The sequence below is a fragment of the Devosia sp. ZW T5_3 genome, from assembly GCF_044987315.1.
In the GTDB taxonomy this organism is placed as follows: Bacteria; Pseudomonadota; Alphaproteobacteria; order Rhizobiales; family Devosiaceae; genus Devosia.
The window spans coordinates 90,257-107,934 of sequence record NZ_JBJDRE010000007.1; the positions used below are offsets into that span (position 1 = coordinate 90,257).

The 17,678-nt window shown below is 62.6% G+C and carries 12 protein-coding genes; 3 read left to right on the forward strand and 9 right to left on the reverse strand.

Translation table 11 applies throughout. From position 1 onward, the window contains the following. Nucleotides 1-220: 220 nt before the first annotated feature. The gene (locus ACI3KW_RS10605; RefSeq protein ID WP_404848039.1) at nt 221-1,699 is read left to right on the forward strand and encodes an oligosaccharide flippase family protein; all 1,479 of its coding nucleotides are present in this window, start codon (nt 221-223) and stop codon (nt 1,697-1,699) included. 15 nt (nt 1,700-1,714) lie between these two features. Next, nucleotides 1,715-2,965, forward strand: coding sequence for a glycosyltransferase family 2 protein (locus tag ACI3KW_RS10610; RefSeq protein ID WP_404848040.1), 1,251 nt, complete (start codon nt 1,715-1,717; stop codon nt 2,963-2,965). A 116-nt stretch (nt 2,966-3,081) separates the two neighbouring features. Here ACI3KW_RS10610 and ACI3KW_RS10615 read toward each other — a convergent pair whose 3' ends face one another. The 5 genes from ACI3KW_RS10615 to ACI3KW_RS10635 all read right to left on the reverse strand — a co-directional run bounded on the left by ACI3KW_RS10615 (nt 3,082) and on the right by ACI3KW_RS10635 (nt 9,696). Beyond that, on the reverse strand, nt 3,082-4,164 hold the full coding sequence (locus ACI3KW_RS10615; protein WP_404848041.1) for an ABC transporter ATP-binding protein: 1,083 nt from the start codon (nt 4,162-4,164) through the stop codon (nt 3,082-3,084). Nucleotides 4,165-4,169: 5 nt separating this feature from the next. Beyond that, nucleotides 4,170-4,997 (reverse strand): carbohydrate ABC transporter permease, encoded by an 828-nt coding sequence (locus ACI3KW_RS10620; RefSeq protein ID WP_262169814.1) that lies wholly within the window; start codon nt 4,995-4,997, stop codon nt 4,170-4,172. After that, entirely contained in the window at nt 4,994-5,905 is a 912-nt protein-coding gene (locus tag ACI3KW_RS10625) for a carbohydrate ABC transporter permease (protein ID WP_262169816.1), read from the reverse strand. The genes ACI3KW_RS10620 and ACI3KW_RS10625 overlap by 4 nt, the downstream gene beginning before the upstream one ends. 67 nt (nt 5,906-5,972) lie before the next feature. Next, nucleotides 5,973-7,268 (reverse strand): ABC transporter substrate-binding protein, encoded by a 1,296-nt coding sequence (locus ACI3KW_RS10630; RefSeq protein WP_404848042.1) that lies wholly within the window; start codon nt 7,266-7,268, stop codon nt 5,973-5,975. 55 nt (nt 7,269-7,323) lie between these two features. Continuing rightward, the gene (locus tag ACI3KW_RS10635; RefSeq protein ID WP_404848043.1) at nt 7,324-9,696 is read right to left on the reverse strand and encodes a family 78 glycoside hydrolase catalytic domain; all 2,373 of its coding nucleotides are present in this window, start codon (nt 9,694-9,696) and stop codon (nt 7,324-7,326) included. Nucleotides 9,697-9,842: 146 nt separating this feature from the next. On the opposite strand from ACI3KW_RS10635, the gene ACI3KW_RS10640 reads away from it, so the two are divergent. After that, nucleotides 9,843-10,874 carry a LacI family DNA-binding transcriptional regulator gene (locus ACI3KW_RS10640; RefSeq protein ID WP_404848044.1) on the forward strand — a complete coding sequence of 344 codons (1,032 nt, stop codon included), beginning with the start codon at nt 9,843-9,845 and terminating at the stop codon, nt 10,872-10,874. Here the strand turns inward: ACI3KW_RS10640 and cysG are convergent. Genes cysG through nirB form a run of 4 tightly spaced genes read right to left on the reverse strand, consistent with a single transcriptional unit; the run spans nt 10,767 to nt 17,670 of the window. After that, nucleotides 10,767-12,272 carry a siroheme synthase CysG gene (gene cysG / locus ACI3KW_RS10645; RefSeq protein WP_404848045.1) on the reverse strand — a complete coding sequence of 502 codons (1,506 nt, stop codon included), beginning with the start codon at nt 12,270-12,272 and terminating at the stop codon, nt 10,767-10,769. The genes ACI3KW_RS10640 and cysG overlap by 108 nt on opposite strands. Next, the gene (locus ACI3KW_RS10650; protein WP_404848046.1) at nt 12,244-14,868 is read right to left on the reverse strand and encodes a molybdopterin-dependent oxidoreductase; all 2,625 of its coding nucleotides are present in this window, start codon (nt 14,866-14,868) and stop codon (nt 12,244-12,246) included. The genes cysG and ACI3KW_RS10650 overlap by 29 nt, the downstream gene beginning before the upstream one ends. 7 nt (nt 14,869-14,875) lie before the next feature. After that, nucleotides 14,876-15,208, reverse strand: coding sequence for a nitrite reductase small subunit NirD (gene nirD / locus ACI3KW_RS10655; RefSeq protein WP_262169824.1), 333 nt, complete (start codon nt 15,206-15,208; stop codon nt 14,876-14,878). A 5-nt stretch (nt 15,209-15,213) separates the two neighbouring features. Beyond that, nucleotides 15,214-17,670: a nitrite reductase large subunit NirB gene (gene nirB / locus ACI3KW_RS10660; protein ID WP_404848047.1), complete on the reverse strand. Its 2,457-nt coding sequence runs from the start codon at nt 17,668-17,670 to the stop codon at nt 15,214-15,216. Nucleotides 17,671-17,678: the final 8 nt, after the last annotated feature.

A 17,678-nucleotide genomic window follows, 5' to 3' on the forward strand; every position in this document is an offset into this window, starting at 1 on the left:
CCTGGGCCCTGCGATCCGCATGACGATATTCATAGCAACGTTTCGGAAGCGCGGGCGCCCCCGCCAGCGCTAAGACTTAGATTACTTGGGCAGCAGGAAAAATACTCTATTATTCTAATAATTCTTTTGCCGTCGACTATTGATCATGCTTACAGGCGGGACGTAAGCTAAGCTGATCTTGGTCAACATCGCATCGTTCCTCAAAGAATAGGCGCGTGGAATGAACTTCAAGCGCCAGTTCGTTGTGAGTGCCTTCTGGTCCAGCGTAGGCAATGGGGCCAGCAGTCTTATCAGCTTTATTGTTTTCGCGCTGGTGGTGCACCTGGTTGAAGCCGACGCCGTCGGCGTTGTTGCTTTCGCCATGGCCTTCATCGTGTTCGGCCGCGTGTTCGTCGAAGCGGGCACGAGCGAACTCATCCTGAGACGCAAGGACTTCGATGAACGCTATGCTTCGGTTGCATTCTGGCTCAGCCTGGCCAACTCGGCCATTGTGGTCCTGTTATTTGCGCTAGTCCTGGCGCCCTTGATCGATCGGGTCTTCGCGCCGGGCAGCGGCATCGTGCTGGCGGTACTGTCGCTCAGCTTCCTGGTCGACGGCAGCCGGTTCGTGCATGAGGCAAAGTTTCGCCGGGACTTCAGATATCGGGCACTTGCCGTCCGCTACATGGTGGGTACGCTGGTCTCCGGTGTTGTTGGTGTCTGGGCGGCCTATGCGGGCTACGGCGTCTGGGCGCTGGTCGCCCAACGTCTGGTGGCGTCAGTGGTCACCACAGTGGTGACCTGGTTATCCTCGAATTGGCGTCCGAGCCTGGTCTGGTCCCGGGAATATGCATCGGAGCAGATCGTCCATGGCGTTGGATTGCTGGGCGCCAGCACGCTGAAGATCATCATCCAGCGCGTTCCAGAGTTGGCCTTGGGCATCGCGCAGGGACCGTTGAGCGTTGCCATTTATGGCGTGGGCATCAGAACCTATGAAGCGCTCTACCAGCTCACAGCCTTTCCCCTTTTGAGCGCTGCGATGTCGAGCTTCGCCCGCCTACCCGATCGGGAGTCGCTGGCCAAGGCCTATATCAGCACGACCGGCTTTTTCAGCACATTCAGCTTCCCGCTCTTTTTCGGCACGGCGGTCGTTGCTGAACAACTGGTTCCCCTGTTCTTCGGACAGAAATGGCAGACATCGGGCCTCGTTCTGATCGCCCTTGCGGTGAGTGCTCCCCCTAGCATTCTCGGCATACTTCTTCATCCCTTGCTCAACGCACTGGGCCGCACCTCGCTGATCTTCAAGCTCAATCTCGGCTCCGCGATCATCATGGTGGCCGCCTGCGCCATTTTTGCTCCCTATGGTCCTGTCGTTATTTCCATTGTTCTGGCGGTCCGGATCTATCTCGGTCTGGCTGGCATCCTCTATGTGTTGAAGCGAGAGGTTGGTATCGACCCGCGGGCGATCCTGCTGGCCAATGCTCCGCCCTTTATCAGCTCGCTTGTCATGCTGGCCGCTGCCATCGCGATACGACACGTACTGCCGGATGATCTGCCCGCGATACTGGCTTTGGCCGCCCCAGTCCTGACCGGAGCCTTGACCTATACGGCCACGATGATCCTAGCTTTCCCGCGCCACAGCGCCCAAGTGGTACAGGAGGCCAGCGAGATGTTTCCGGGTCTAAAGCGTTTTGCTGGTCCACTTCTTCGCACAAATTAGTTCGCTGGAAAGTTGTTGCCCCAACGAAATCCAGGATATTCGACCGAATACCGGCGTCATCATGCATTTTTTCCAGTTCTTTTCGAACTGTACTTGCTGAGACCACGTCGTTATTATGAGACAGGGCAAGCAAAAGGGGGGAATATGCAAAGCCGGACGTCGACGCTTGGTGCACCGAGCCAGGCCGGTTCGGCCGCCTCCCGGCCGCTTGCGGACATGTCGCATGGCACCGAGCGCATGCCCTTGGTGTCAATTTGCCTGCCAACCTACAAACGTACGAGCTTTATCCGACACGCTCTGGAATCTGCCTTGCGGCAGACTTATCCGAATGTCGAGATTTTCGTGAATGACGACACTCCGGGTGACGACATCCGCTCGATAGTGGAAGCATACGCATCGCCCAACCTGCGCTACCAGCAAAACGTGCCGGCGCTCGGATTTGTGCCCAAGCTCAACAATTTCCTGAGCCAGGCCAAGGGCGACTGGATGGTGATCCTGTGCGACGATGACGTTTTCGAGCCGCAATTCGTCGAACGCCTGATCGAAAATGCTCGTCGCTATCCGCAGGCGAGCCTGTTGCGATCACGCAATAATCGTATCGACCTGCATGGCCAGCAAATCCAGCTCGATCCCGAATCCCCCGAGGTCTCATCGTCAACCCGGTTCATTCTCGATCTTTTCCGGCCGCAATCGGAGACCTTTTGGGTGAACCTCACGGGTTTCATGTTCCGGCCTGAACAGCTCAAGGCGCTGGGCGGCTTCACCGACCTTTACGCCGCACGCCATGCCGACCGGCTTGCCTGGGTGCAATTGGCAACGCTGGGACCAGTCATTTGCGACAAGCAGGCCTTGTGCAATATCCGACTGCACGGCACATCGGTCTCATCGGCCCTCGAGAGCGGCTATAATGACGCCATCAATGCCACGCACATTGCGCAAAGCAAGATTATCGGCATTCTCGACGAGCTTGCGGAAAAGCCGCTCGATGATGAGCAACGCAGGGAGATCGCCAGAACACGGCAATTGCTGGGGCCCTATATCAACGAACATATCGCGCGGACCCTTCGGCACAGCCTGGTCGCCGAACTCAAAAAGCCGGACGGGAGCGAAGACCAGTTGCGGCACCTTCGTGCGCAATGGAACAAGCTCGGCGTGCCGGTCTCCCGCCTTACAAGGCTGATCTTCCTGGTCAGCACCTTGCCCCGCTGGATGCGACAGCCCATCGTCAATGCGATGCTGAACTACAAGCAGGCCTACATGCATTGAGATGCCAGTGCCTGCACGATTGAGCCGGTGCACCCCTCCGGCCGGACGCCGCTCAGGGGGTGCTGCTTCGTTCGGCACAAGCGCCTCTCACCCGCTCCGGGCCCATTCCGCCGACCCTACTTCCGGTGCAGGGCGATCCCCGATGTGTTGAAAATGACGGCGCGGTCGGGGGCAAAGGATAGCGGCAGGCTTTGGCCGATGCGCAGTTCGTGGTCGCCATCGAGCACGGCGAGCCAGGCGGCGCCGGAGGGCAGGCGCAGGCTGACATTGGTTTCGTTGCCGAGCCGTTCGACCAAGCTCACTTCACCCACCAGATTGCCCGAGGATTGGTCGGTGAGGTCATGCGGGCGGATGCCCAGGGTGACATTGTCGCCGGGTTTGAGGCTGGTGGGATCGGCGGGGACGGTGGTAGGGCCGATATCCTTGCCGGAGACGGTGACTGTGTCTGTGCTCAGTTCTTCGACGGTCAGTTCGACGAAATTCATCTTGGGCGAGCCGATGAAGCCGGCGACGAAGAGATTGGCGGGGCGCTGGTAGAGCTCGATCGGGCTGCCGACCTGTTGCACAACGCCGGCATTGAGCACGACGATCTTGTCGGCCAAGGTCATGGCCTCGACCTGGTCGTGGGTGACATAGATCATGGTGGCGCCGAGGTCATGATGGAGCTTGGACAGCTCCATGCGCATGTCGACACGCAGGGCGGCGTCGAGATTGGATAGGGGCTCATCGAAGAGGAAGACTTCGGGCTGGCGTACAATGGCGCGGCCGATGGCGACGCGCTGGCGCTGGCCACCCGAGAGCTGGCTGGGCTTGCGATCGAGCAGGTGTTCCATCTGCAGGATGCGCGCGGCCTCGCGGACCTTCTGGTCGCGGACCTCCTTGGGAGCCCTGGCCAGTTTGAGGCCGAAGCCGACATTGTCGTAGACCGTCATATGCGGATAGAGCGCGTAGCTTTGGAACACCATGGCGATGCCGCGGTCGCGCGGCTCGACATCGTTGCAGCGCTTGTCGCCAATGAAGAGATCGCCGCCGGTGATCTCTTCGAGGCCCGCTATCATGCGCAACAGGGTGGATTTGCCACAGCCCGAGGGGCCGACAAAGACCACGAATTCACCGTGTTGGACATCAAGATCGACGCCCTTGATAACCTCGACCTCGCCATAGCTCTTGCGGAGCGATTTCAGTTCCAGTCCAGCCATGGTGATTATCCTTTGACGGCGCCAGCAGTCATCCCCGCTACGATGTGCCGGTTGAAGAACAGGAAGACCAGCAGCGGCGGGATGGTGATGAGCAGAATATTGGTGAAGAGCAGGTTGTAGGAGGTGTTGAACTGGCTCTGGAAATTATAGAGCGTCAGCTGCACGGTCGCATTGGCATTGCCCGGCAGGTAATAGAGCGGGTTGGTGAAGTCGTTGAACACGCCCACCGATTGCACCACGATATTGGTGACGGTGACCGGCCAGAGCAGCGGCAGGATGATGCGGAAGAACACATCGAACGGACGGGCGCCATCGATAATCGCCGCCTCATCCAGCTCGCGTGGAATGGTGGCGATGAAGGCGCGGTAGAGGATGATCGAGAAGGGCAGGCCATAGGCCACTTCGATCAGCACCAGGCCATGCAGCTTGCCGAAGAGACCCACGCCCTGCAGGAGCCAGATGGTGGGGACCACCGCGGGCGGGATCATCAGGCCGGCCAGGATGAGGAATTCGATCAGGCCATTCCAGCGCGTCTTGCGGCGGGCCAGCACGAAGCCGACCATGGCGGCAAAGACGACGAGGAGTGTCACGCTGGCGACGGTGAGAATGGTGGAGTTGATGAAGGCGGTCAGCAGCATCCAATTGCGGGTGGTGACCACCTCGACAATGTTGCTCCACAGGTGGAAGCCATCGGGCCAAGAGAAATCGAGCAGGGTGGCCTGCTGTTTGTTCTTGAACGCGGTCAGGATGATGAAGGCGAAGGGCACGAGGAAGACCAGCGCCGAGACCAGGATGGCGATGATGCCGAGAACGATCGATGGCCGGGATTTCATTCGTGACCCTGCTTGCGGTTGAGGAACATGGTCAGCGGCACGACCAGGATGCCGATCAGCACGAAGAGCACGACATTGCCGGCGGTGGAGAGGCCATAGAACCCGGCCTGGTATTGCTTGTAGATCACCGAGGCGATGGTGTCGGAGGCAAAGCCGGGGCCGCCGCGGGTCATGGCCCAGATCAGATCGAAGGTGCGCAAGCCGCCGATGAAGCTGAGGATAATGACGGTGGCGGTAGCGGGGCGGCTGAGCGGCAGCGTCACATAAAGGAAGTTCTGCCACTTGGTGGCGCCATCGATGCGGGCAGCCTCGTAGTAATCCTTGGGAATGGCAACGATGCCGGCAATGTAGATGACGGTGGCGAGGCCCACGCCCTTCCACACATCGACCAGCGCCACCGAGAACAAAGCCAGCCGCGGATCGACCAGCCAGCCCGGCCCCTTGATGCCGAACAGGGCCAAAGCGTCGTTGATCATGCCCTGGGTGGGATGCATCAGGACGGTGAAGGTGATGCCGACGCCAACGGTGGAGACGAGGACCGGGAAGAACACTACCGAGCGCAGATAGCCGCGCCCCATAATGGCCGAGGTCAGCAGCAAAGCCAGCAACATGCCAAGCACGACCTTGAGGCCGGAGGTTATGGCGGCATAGAGCACGGTATTGACCAGGCCCTGCACCAGGAACGGCTCGCGGAAGAATTGCGCGAAATTGTCCAGCCCGATGAAGGTGGAATTGAACAGCGTCCAGCGGGTGAGGCTGAAATAGAGCGAGGCGAAGGTCGGCGCCAGGAACAGCACGCCATAGATCAGCGCGGCCGGCAGGAAAAACCAGCCTGGATAGGGCGAGCGGCGGATCGCCTTGCTACCGCCATGCGGTAGGGCAGAACCCGCTTCAGACAATACGGTCATCACCGTTCCTCCTCGAACAGAGCGCGGCCCGGAGCGCAGAAACTCCGGGCCGCCCGATCACAAGTGCTTACCAGCCTGGGAGGCCGAGCTGCTGAGCCTGCTTGCGAACATCTTCATCATAGAGCGCGGCGCCCTCGGCGGCGGGACGGAAGCCCGAGCCGACTTCCACGGTGATCTGTTCGAGCGCCGGGCCCTTGATGGGCGAGAGGAATTCCAGCGCCGGGGCGTTCTGGCCGCCTTCGGCGAAGTAGGGCAGCATGTCGGTCACGGCCGGCGGCACGTCGGCCGGCAGGGTGCAGCCATTGACCAGATAGGGGCCAGAGGCGCCACCGGCGCGGGTCTGGGCTTCGCAGCCCGGAACGCTGGCGATGAAGGCAACGAACTTCTTGGCGGCATCCAGATTGGGCGTGGTCTGGGCGATATAGACGCCATCGGGCATCCAGACCGTCAGGCCATTGAGGTCAGCTTCGTCGCCGGGCTGGGCGAAGAAACCGACATCCTGGATATTATCGGGATAGGCCTGGGCGATTGCGGTGGTGGCAAAGGTCAGCATGGGGTAATGCGCGCCCTCGCCCATGGCGATCATGCGGATGCCGTCGTCATATTTGGCGGCGCCGAAATCTTCGTTGAAGAAGCCGGCGTCATGGGTTTCCTGCAGCTTTTCAAAACCGCGCAGGGCCGCCGGGTCGGTGGCGAACTTGGCTTCGTTGGCCGTGTAGCGGCTGGCGAATTGCGGGTCCTTGGCCTGGACGTTGAAGAAGTCGGCCAGCACGAATAGTTGGCTGGTCCAGGTGTCGCCATAGGTCTGGATCACGGCGACCTTGCCGGCGGCCTTGATCTTTTCGTTATTGGCCATGAATTCGGCCCAGGTCTTGGGGACCGACAGACCCAGCTCTTCATAGATCTTCTTGTTGTAATAGATGCCGCCGGCCATGGCGGCGCGCGCGGGGGCGCCGCGAATGGTGCCGTCGGGCGCGGTCACCACTGGCTTGAAGCTGGCCTGTACATCGGCCTGCCAGGGCTCGTTGGTGAGATCGACCAGGAATTGCTGGGGATTGATCGCTTGGAAGAGCGAGCCGGAATTGTAGAGGAAGACGTCGGCCATGGCGCCGGTGGCCAGCCGCGTCTTGATCAGATTGTCGCCTTCCGAGCCGCCGGGCCGGGTCTCGATATCGACATTGATATCAGGATTGGCGGCTTCGAAGGCCTTGACCACCTCGTCAGCGATGACCTGGTTTTCAGGGCCGCTGGGGATCAGATAGGTAAGATTGACGCTCTGGGCGAAGGCAGCGCCCGACAGGGCCGTGACAGTCAAGAGGCCGGCGGCCAGGCCGGTCAGCATTCTGGTGGTCTTGTTCAACATAGTTTCCTCCCATGTTTATCTGGCCCGAAGCGGGCAGAATTCTCCTCCGCGCCGCCTATGGCGTACGCGCATTGACTCTGGATTTGGCGAAGGCCGCATGTTCGGGCGCTTCGTAGGTGAAGGTGACGTGGTGGGGACCGGCCGCCAGTTCGCGGTCTGCGCCGCTTTGGTGGGGCTGGCCATCGACAGTCACGTCGCGGTATTCGGCCGGTAGCCGCAACACGCCGCGGGCGCCTTGGGGCACTTCGATATCGTAGCGGACCTGGTTGCCATCCAGCGTCCAGCCGGCACGAATAGTACCGTTGGCGCTGTCATGGCTGGCCGCGACGGGCGAAAGTTCGGCAATGATGGTGGGCGCAAAGATCACGGTGGCAAAGCCGGGATCGCTGGCATCCGGCTGGAAGCCGGCGACACCTTCGAACAGCCATTGGCAGACTGCGCCATAGGCGTAGTGATTGTAGGAATTCATCTGCGGATTGTAGATCGAGCCATCGGCCTGGATGGCGTCCCAGCGTTCCCAAATGGTGGTGGCGCCCTTTTTGACCTGGTAGAGCCAGCCGGGCACTTCTTCCTGCAGGAACACGCTGGCGGCCAGACCGGGTTCGCCGATCTTGACCAGCGCCGGCAGCAAAGCCGGGGTACCGATAAAGCCGGTACCGATACGGCCCTCGGCGCGGGCAATGGTCGCTTTGAAATAGCGCTTGGCCGCTTCGACATGCTCGTCCGGGATAAGGTCGTGCAGGAATGCCAAGGCATAGGAAGTCTGATCGTCGTAGCAGAGGCGGCCCGAGGCGGTGATGAATTCGCGGGCAAAGGCGGCCTTCACCTCGGCGGCCATTTTCGCCATGCGGGCGGCCAAAGCGGCGTCGCCGGTAATGGTGGCGATGCGGCCGACCAAGGTGCTGGTGATGAAGAGATAAATGGTCGCCGCGGCATCGTCGCCAATGGTGGGCAGCGGCTTGGCCGAGGGGCCCTTGGGCTGCAGCCAATCGCCGAAGGAGAAGCCACGGCCGCCCCAGAAGCGGGGTGGATTGACGATCGGGCCATCGCTGATCGACCAGACGAAATCGACCCACTTGGTCATGGCGGGCAGTGCCTCGCGCAGGATATTGGCGTCGCCATAATGCAGGTAGAGCTGCCAGGGCACGATGGCGATGGCATCGCCCCAGCCGGTGCTGCCGAAGAAACCGGGATAGTGTTCGGGCTGCTGGCGGGTCGGATCAGGCACAACATGCGGCACGGCGCCATCGGGGCGCTGATCCACGATGACGTCGCGGATCCACTTGGTCAGGAAGCCGTGGCTGTCGCCCAGATAGCAGGCAGTGCCGGCAAAGACCTGCGCGTCGCCGGTCCAGCCCAGGCGCTCGTCGCGCTGCGGGCAATCGGTGGGCACTTCGATGAAATTGGCGCGCTGGGACCACAGCGTGTTGAGCACCAGCCGATCGACCAGGGGATTGCCGGAGGTGAAACTGGCCTTGGCTTCGGTAACGGAGCTGATCGGCACCGCCTCGATGGCGGTGATGCGGGCATTGCCGGAGAGGGTGACCCGCGCATAGCGGAAGCCCTGGAAGGTGAAATGGGGCCGGTATTGCTCTTCGCCCGTGCCGGCAAGGGTGTAGTCGATACGCGCGGCGGCGGTGCGGTAATTGCCATTGTAGAACGCGCCGTCCTGATCGAGCACTTCGGCATGTTCGATGCTGACGGTGGCGCCGGCATCGCCGGTGACCGTGAAGGCGACGTAGCCGCCCATGTTCTGGCCGAAATCGTAGACATTGCGGCCTTCGGCATCGGCCCAGGATTTGACCACAGGCAGCGGAGCGAGTTCGCGCACCGGGGTGGTTTCATGCGGGATGAGAATGGCGGGATCGAAGGACAATGCCTCGGTGCCGGCGGATACTTTGGCCGCAATGCGGGCGTCGAAAACCTCGCCGAAATAGATGCCGGATTTGCGGATCGGCAGTTCGCCGCTCTGCCAGCTGGTGTCGGTGACGAGCAGTGGGGCCGCGCCACCGCTGCGCAACTCGGCAATGGCGGCGATCTTGTCGCCCCAGGTGTTGAAGATGGGGTGCTCGCCCCACATCATCTGCGAGCGCAGCCAGCCATCGGCCAGCCAGATTTCGATGTGGTTGCGGCCGGGCACCAGCAGGTCGGCCACGGCATAGCGCTGGTAGCTCAGGCGGGCGTCATAGCTGGTCCAGCCGGGGGTCAGCAGGTCATTGCCGACGCGCTTGCCGTTGATGAAGCAGCGATAAAGGCCCAGCGCGCTGATGCGCAGCACCTCGTCACCCGTGACGGAGGATAGCTCGAAATCCTTGCTGATGAAAGATGCCGGGGTTTCCACGCCCTGGTCGGCCAGGGGATGGACCATCTGCGCGACCCAGTTTGCATGAGCCTGGCTCGGCGCGTGCTTGTCCCGGATATCGTGCATGGCATTCTCCTCTGGCTCGGTAGTTTCCGAGTGTGTACTGTTCTACGTATAGCGTTCTACATTTTCATTTGTTTGGCAATAGGCGTTCGCACCGAATAATGACACAAGGGGAAATGCCCGATTTTGAAGGGCTGAAAGGCGTTTGAATGGCTGAAGCAAAACCGGAAAAGAAAAACGACCGCGTAACAATCCGGGAGGTGGCGGAGGATGCCGGCGTCTCGGTCGCGGCCGTTTCCAAGGTGTTGCGGGAAGCCTATGGCGTCAGCGAGTCGCTGCGCAGCAAGGTGCGCGCCTCGATGAACAAGCTCAATTACCGGCCGCTGGCTTCAGCGCGGGGCATGCGCGGGCAGACCTATACGCTGGGCCTGGTGCTGCCCGATATTCGCAACCCGTTCTTTGCCGACATTCTGGCGGGGGTGAATTCGGCGCTGGAGCGCACGCAATACCAGCTGATGATGGGGACCAGCCATTCGCAGGGACTGGCCGAAGAGGCGCTGGTCGAGGCGATGATCGACCGGCAGATGGACGGCATCATCATGATCGGCACCACCGAATATATGGACCGGCTGGGCAGTATCGCCAAGCAGAAGCCGCTGGTGACAATCGGACATCATGCCGAGACCAGCCAGCTGTTCGACACGGTCAACAACGATGATCAGCTGGGCGCGCGCCTCGTCGTCAAGCACTTGCTGACCAACGGTTTTCGCAACATCGCCATGCTGAGCCTGGCGTCCACCACCTCGACCATTCTGTCCGAGCGGGAACTGGGCTATCGCCGCGAAATGATCGAGAACGGACTGGGGGAGAATATCAACATCATCCGCGCGCCGCAGACTTTGCGCGAAGTACAGATCGCCGCGCGGCGGCTGCTGGAGGGGCCGAGCAAGCCCGAGGCGCTGTTCTGCTGGACCGATTTCATCGCGCTTGAGGTCATCAGCGTGGCGACCGAACTAGGCCTGCGCATCCCCCAGGACCTGGCGATCGTGGGCTATGACAATACGATGTATTGCGACTTCGCGCAGAACGGGCTGACCAGTGTGGATCAGTCCGGGGAATTGCTGGGCCTGCAGTCAGCCCGCCTGGTAATCGAGCGCATTCGCGGCAGGGCGGAAGCCGAGCATTTCGTCGTCACCCCGCGGGTCGTCGCCCGCAGCAGTTCCAAGCGCAGCGCGGTGTAGGGCGTCGCCGACGGCGAAAATGGTTGGGGCGCTTAGCGGGAAATCGGTCACGGCGGCGACGGCTTGGCCGATCGTACCGCGCCAGATTTGCTCATCGGCCCGACCGACATTGCCGGCGATGATGGCGGGCGTCACCATCGACATGCCCTGCCCTTGCAGTTGCGCGACGATGGCCGGCAGCGTGCGGCGGGACATGTAATAGACACTGGTGGTGGCAGGGTCGGATAGCGCTTGCCAATTGAGCGTATCAGGCAGCACGCCCTGGCGCGAATGGCCGGTGACGAAGCGCACGGATTGGGCGTGATCGCGATGGGTCAGCGAGACGCCGAGGCGGGACGCAAGGGCCAAAGCGGCGGTGACGCCGGGGACGACGGAAACGGCGATGCCGTGCCGTTCGAGCATTTCGATTTCTTCGCCGGCGCGGCCGAAAATCATTGGATCGCCGGACTTTAGCCGCACCACATGTTTGCCCTGGCGGGCCAGGGACAACATCATGGCATTGATATCTTCCTGGCGGCAGCTTTCGCGCGCCGCGCGCTTGCCGACCAGCATGCGCTTGGCCTCGCGGCGGGCGAGTTCGAGCACTTCAGCCGAAACCAGATCGTCGAACAGGATGACGTCGGCGGATTGGAGGGCGCGGACGGCCTTGATGGTGAGCAGGTCCGCATCGCCGGGCCCGGCGCCGACGAGCGTGACGCGTCCTGTGGCAGGGGCGGCGCTGATCGCCGCGATATCGCTGTCCATTGGTGTGGGCGCGGCATCGCCAAAGGCACGGTCGGCCAGGCGTTCCCAGAAGGCGCGGCGCTGCGGGCCGGGTTCGAGCGCGGCCATGACCTTGCCGCGAATATCCTGCGCCAGCTGCGCCCAGGCGGATAGCGTTTGCGGCAGCAATGTTTCGATGCGGCGGCGCACGGCCTGGCCCAGAATGGGGGCCGCGCCGGCCGTCGAAATGCTGACCACGACGGGCGAGCGATTGACGATGGCGCCGAACTGGAACTGGCAATATTCGGGCCGGTCGATGACGTTATAGGGCACGCTGGCGTCGCGAGCGGCCTCGGTGAAGGCGAGCGCTTCCGCGTCGTCCTCGATATCGGCGACGGCAAGCGCTGCGCCGGAGAGGTCGGAGGGCGCCCAATGGCAATCGACCAGGCTGATCGTGCCCGCCGAGGCACCGGTTTCGGCCAATGCGATCAGCTCGTCGCACCATTCGTCGATCGGGGCCAGCACCTGCACATGGGCACCGGCGGCGGCGAGCAATTCGATTTTCCAGGTGGCGGGCTCGGAGCCGCCAATGGCGATCACGCGCTTGCCTTCAAGGCTGAAAAATACCGGCAGCACGGCGAGCGGAGCCATGCGGTCGGGACGCGACTTACTCGGCGGCGGCGAGACGATGTGCATCGATGATCCCCCTGATTTCGGCGCGGCAGGAGCCGCAATTGGTGCCGGCCTTGGTGCAGGCGCCGACGGCTTCGACAGTGGTGCAGCCCTGCCCGGTGACGGCGGCGGCGATGGTGTTGATCCCGACGGAAAAGCAGGAGCAGACGATGGCGCCGCTATCGGGCATGTCGGCGCCGGGGCGGCCCGCGAGGACGGCGGAGCCATCGAGCTTATCCGCCGTGAGCAGGCCCACCGCCCATTGGCGCGAGACGAGCACCGGATCGGGCGACGTGTAGAGCGCGGCGATCAGCTTGCCGTCGGCCATGACGGCAAAGCTGCGGCGACCCGAGCGGGTATCGAGGGCGGAGAGCATGCGGATGGTGTCCGGCAGGGCGAAGGCCGAGCGAAGCCACGCTTCCCAGTCGGCAGGTTCCTCGAACCAGGCCAGTTCACCGCGCACGCCGCCGGGGGCTTCGGCAATGGCCCAATAGTCGGATGTGTCGAGCGACGGGCGATGGGCGGCGACGAAGAAGCCGTAGAGACGCACGGCGACGGGCTCGGCATGAACCAGTGCCATTTTGAGGGCGGGCTGGGCCGAGACCGGATCGACCTTGGCGGTAACGAGGGCATCGACGCGCCCATGCGAGGCAAATTGGTCGGTCCAATGCATGGGCACGAAGACGTGGCCGCGGCGCTGCCGGTCGGTGACCAAAGCGCGCACGATGGCCGTACCGTGATTGTTGTTGAGCCGCACCAGGGTGGCGCGGCGGATGTTGAGCGCCTCGGCATCCTGGGGGTGAATTTCAACGAAAGGCTCGGCGTAATGCGCGGAGAGGCGCGCGGCTTTGCCGGTGCGGGTCATGGTGTGCCAATGATCGCGCACGCGGCCGGTATTGAGAATGAAACTGCCCGGCGCCGGGGCAAAGGGCGGCGGGGGCAGGACGGGCACGAAACGGGCCTTGCCATCGGGCGTGTAGAAGGCGCCGGCGCCGAACATGCGGGCGGCGGGCTTGTTGCGGATGGGCCACTGGGTCGGCGTCAGGCTGTCATAATCGGCGCCAAGCAGGCCGGTGAGATCAAAGTCGCGGGCGCCGTCATTTTCGAAGGCCGAGAGAGCGGTGTGTTCGGCGAAGATTTCGGCGGGGCTCGTATAGGCGAAAGCCGCGTCGAAGCCCATGCGCTGGGCGACCTGGCTGACAATCCACCAATCGGGACGGGCTTCGCCCGGCGCTGCCAGAAAGGGCCGTTGGCGCGAGATGCGGCGCTCCGAATTGGTGACGGTGCCGTTCTTTTCGCCCCAGCCGGCGGCGGGCAGGCGGACATGGGCAACCACACCGGTATCGGTGCGGGCCGACATGTCGGAGACGACGACAAAGGGACAGGCGGCGAGCGCCGCGCGGACGGCATCGGCCTCGGGCATGGAATCGACCGGGTTGGTCGCCATGATCCAGACGGCCTTGATCTGCCCCCGCGCCATGGCGGCAAAGAGATCGACGGCCTTGAGGCCGGGATTTTGGGCGACATTGTCGCTGCCCCAGAAGCGCCCTACCCGTTCGATCGCCTCGGGGGTGAAATCCATATGGGCGGCCAGCATATTGGCGAGCCCGCCGACTTCGCGGCCGCCCATAGCATTGGGCTGGCCGGTGACCGAGAACGGGCCCATGCCCGGCCGGCCAATGCGGCCGGTCAGCAGGTGGCAATTGATGATGGCGTTGACCTTGTCACTGCCCGAGGCCGATTGATTGACCCCCTGCGAATAGACAGTGACGGTTTTTTCGGTGCGGGCAAACCAGTCGTAGAACAGGGTAATGGCGTGTTCGGACAGGCCCGTGGCGGTGGCGACGCGAGCGATGGGCCAATCCTCGGCCACCAGCAATGCGGCTTCCGCACCGGAGGTGTGGTCGGTAACGAAAGCGGGCGCAGTGACGCCGTTGCGGGACAGGTGAGCCAATAGGCCAACGAACAGCGCGCTGTCGCCATCTGACTGCACCGGCAGGTGCAGGTCGGCAATGTCGGCCGTGACGGTGCGGCGGGGATCGATCAGCACCACGCGCATATCGGGGCGCGCTGCCTTGGCGGCGACGATGCGCTGGTAGAGGACCGGGTGGCACCAGCCAAGATTGCTGCCGACCAGCACGATGAGGTCGGCCAGTTCGAGATCTTCGTAATTGCCGGGCACGGTATCGGAGCCGAAGGCGCGCTTATGGCCGGCGACGGAGGAGGCCATGCAGAGGCGCGAATTGGTGTCGATATTGGCTGAGCCGATGAAGCCTTTCATCAGCTTGTTGGCGACGTAGTAGTCCTCGGTGAGCAATTGGCCCGAGCCATAGATGGCGACGGAATTGGGGCCGTGTTCGGCAATGGTGGCCTGGAACCTGGCGGCGACGAGGTTGAGGGCGTCGTCCCAAGTGGCGCGGGCGCCGTTGATTTCGGGATGCAACAAGCGGCCATCGAGCGAAAGGGTTTCGCCCAGGGCGGACCCTTTGGAGCAGAGCCGGCCGAAATTGGCCGGGTGATCGGGGTCGCCGGCAATGGCGACGGAACCGTCGGGTTGCGGGGTGGCCAGCACGCCGCAGCCGACGCCGCAATAGGGGCAGGTGGTGCGGGTGGTGGTCATCCCTGCCCTACTCCGCTGCCACCAGTGCAGCTTCGGCGGCCATGAAGATGCGGCCGTCGACGACATCGATGGGATAGGTGCGCACCGAGCCTTCGTCGGCGCCCTGGGCCTGGCCAGTGGCGAGGTCAAAAACCCAATTGTGCAGCGGGCAGGTGACCGAGGCGCCGTGGACAATGCCTTCGCTCAAGGGGCCGTGCTTATGAGGGCAGCGGTTTTCGATGGCGAAGATCTGGTCTTCCTGGGTGCGGAACACCGCGATCTTGCCGCTCGGCGTGTTGACGCAGCGGGCGCCGCGGCGGGGAATGGCGTTGATCTCGCCGATTTCGATCCAGTCGGTCATTGCCATTACTCCGCTGCTACCGGCATGCCGAATTCGGCCATGGCGGCAAATTCGTGGGCGTCCTTGCCGTTGACGCGTTCTTCCCAGGGATCGATCTGCGCAAAAGTCTGCGCATAGACAAAGCGCTCGTAACAGGCGCGGCGCTTGTCGCGGTCGGCGACCACATTGGCCAGGATCGACGGGGTACCGACGCGCTTGGCCCATTTGTAGATGCGCTCGAGATAGCGGGCCTGTTCGCGATAGAGCTGGGTCAGCGCGACGATGATCTCGAGGGCTTCGTCCTCGGTTTCGGCATGGCAGAGCAATTCGGTGGGCTTGATGTCGAGGCCGGCGGCACCAGCGAAGTGGATGTCGTAGCCAGAATCGACGCAGACCACGCCGATATCCTTGCAGGTGGCTTCGGCGCAATTGCGTGGGCAGCCGGAGACAGCGAGCTTGACCTTGGCCGGGGTCCAGGCGCCCCACATGAATTTTTCCAGCCGAATGCCCAGGCCCGTCGAATCCTGGGTGCCGAAGCGACACCAGTCGGAGCCGACGCAGGTTTTGACCGTACGCAGGCCCTTGGCGTAAGCGGCGCCCGAGACCATGCCGGCGGCATTGAGATCGGCCCAGACGCCGGGCAGGTCTTCCTTTTTGACGCCGAGCAGATCGATGCGCTGGCCGCCGGTGACCTTGACGGCCGGGATGTGGAATTTGTCGGCCACATCGGCAATGGCACGCAATTCCTTGGGATTGGTCATGCCGCCCCACATGCGGGGGACCACCGAATAGGTGCCGTCCTTCTGGATATTGGCGTGGACGCGCTCGTTGATGAAGCGGGACTGGCCATCATCCTCATATTCACCCGGCCAATCGGCCACGAGATAGTAATTGAGCGCCGGGCGGCACTTGGCGCAGCCGCAGGACGTTTTCCATTCCAGCTCCTGCATCACGGCGGGAATGGATTTGAGCGACTTGGCGATGATCAGGCGACGCACGTCGTCATGGCCATATTCAGTGCAGGGGCACATGGGCTGCACGGCGGCGGGATTATAGGCATCGCCCAAAGTAGCGTGCAGGAGCTGCTCGACCAGCCCGGTGCAGGAACCGCAGGAGGCGGAAGCCTTGGTGTGGGCACGCACGCCATCGAGCGTGGTCAGGCCCTTGGCCGTGATGGCGCCGGTGATCTTGCCTTTGCATACGCCGTTGCAGCCGCAAATCTCTGCCTCATCCGGCAATGCTGCAACGGCCGCCATAGGGTCCAGTGGGGACCCTCCTTGATAGGCCTGGCCAAAGATCAATGTGTCCCGCATGTCGCGTGTATCGGTCTTGTTCTTGAGCATGTCGAAGAACCAGGGACCGTCAGCGGTTTCGCCATAGAGCACGGCGCCGATAATCTTGTCGTCCTTGAGGATCAGGCGCTTGTAGACGCCGGCATTGGCATCGCGCAGCACGATTTCCTCGCGGTCCTCGCCCTCGCCGAAATCGCCGGCCGAATAGAGATCGATGCCGGTGACCTTGAGGCGGGTGGCGGTATATTGCGGCACAAAGGCCGCGCCGTGATCGCCGCCCAGATGCGCGGCCACGATATTGGCCTGCTGGTAGAGCGGGGCGACAAGGCCATAGCACATGCCGCCCACCTCGGCGCACTCGCCCAGTGCGTAGATGGCGGGATCAGAAGTCTGCATCTGGTCGTTGACGACGATGCCGCGATTGACCGCGAGACCGGCTTGCTTGCCCAGGCCCGAATTGGGACGGATGCCGACGGCCATGACCACGATATCGGCCTTGATGACGGTGCCGTCATCCAGATGCACCGCCTCGACGCGGTCGGTGCCGGTGATTTCCTTGGTATTGGCCTTGGTGATGACCTGGATGCCGCGGCGCTCCAACTCCTTCTGGAGCAGATAGCCGGCAGCCGGATCGAGCTGGCGCTCCATCAGCGTGGGAGCGATATGCAGCACGGTGACCGTCATGCCCTGGTTGATGAGGCCGGCCGCGGCTTCGAGCCCAAGCAGGCCGCCGCCAATGACCACTGCATGGCCGCGTGCCTTGGCGGCCAGCATCATGGCATGCACGTCGTCGAGGTCGCGATAGCTCAGCACGCCAGCCAGCTTGTGGCCGGGCACAGGGATGATGAAGGGCACCGAGCCGGTGGCGATGATCAGCTTGTCATATTCGGCCGTAGCGCCCTGTTCGGAGCGCACGATGCGGTTTTCGCGATCGATCTCGACGACCTTGTGCCCCTTGTAGAGCATGATCTGATTTTCGATGTACCAGGCATCGCCATGGATGATGATGTCCTCGAAGGACTTCTCACCCGACAGTACCGGCGAGAGCATGATGCGGTCGTAATTGACGCGCGGTTCGGCGTTGAAAATGGTGACGCTGTAGCGGCCCGGATCGGTCTCGAAGAGTTTCTCGAGGGCGCGGCCGGGTGCCATGCCATTGCCGATAATAACGAGTCTTTCAGTCTTTTGCATGAGGGGGT

Excerpts from the sequence above, each read along its gene's own strand:
- ACI3KW_RS10615 (WP_404848041.1), bottom strand. The coding sequence starts at position 4,164 with ATGGCTGGACTGGAACTGAAATCGCTCCGCAAGAGCTATGGCGAGGTC.
- ACI3KW_RS10625 (WP_262169816.1), bottom strand. The coding sequence starts at position 5,905 with ATGACCGTATTGTCTGAAGCGGGTTCTGCCCTACCGCATGGCGGTAGC.
- ACI3KW_RS10635 (WP_404848043.1), bottom strand. The coding sequence starts at position 9,696 with ATGCACGATATCCGGGACAAGCACGCGCCGAGCCAGGCTCATGCAAAC.
- nirD (WP_262169824.1), bottom strand. The coding sequence starts at position 15,208 with ATGACCGACTGGATCGAAATCGGCGAGATCAACGCCATTCCCCGCCGC.
- ACI3KW_RS10620 (WP_262169814.1), bottom strand. The coding sequence starts at position 4,997 with ATGAAATCCCGGCCATCGATCGTTCTCGGCATCATCGCCATCCTGGTC.
- ACI3KW_RS10640 (WP_404848044.1), top strand. The coding sequence starts at position 9,843 with ATGGCTGAAGCAAAACCGGAAAAGAAAAACGACCGCGTAACAATCCGG.
- ACI3KW_RS10605 (WP_404848039.1), top strand. The coding sequence starts at position 221 with ATGAACTTCAAGCGCCAGTTCGTTGTGAGTGCCTTCTGGTCCAGCGTA.
- ACI3KW_RS10630 (WP_404848042.1), bottom strand. The coding sequence starts at position 7,268 with ATGTTGAACAAGACCACCAGAATGCTGACCGGCCTGGCCGCCGGCCTC.
- ACI3KW_RS10650 (WP_404848046.1), bottom strand. The coding sequence starts at position 14,868 with ATGACCACCACCCGCACCACCTGCCCCTATTGCGGCGTCGGCTGCGGC.
- cysG (WP_404848045.1), bottom strand. The coding sequence starts at position 12,272 with ATGCACATCGTCTCGCCGCCGCCGAGTAAGTCGCGTCCCGACCGCATG.
- nirB (WP_404848047.1), bottom strand. The coding sequence starts at position 17,670 with ATGCAAAAGACTGAAAGACTCGTTATTATCGGCAATGGCATGGCACCC.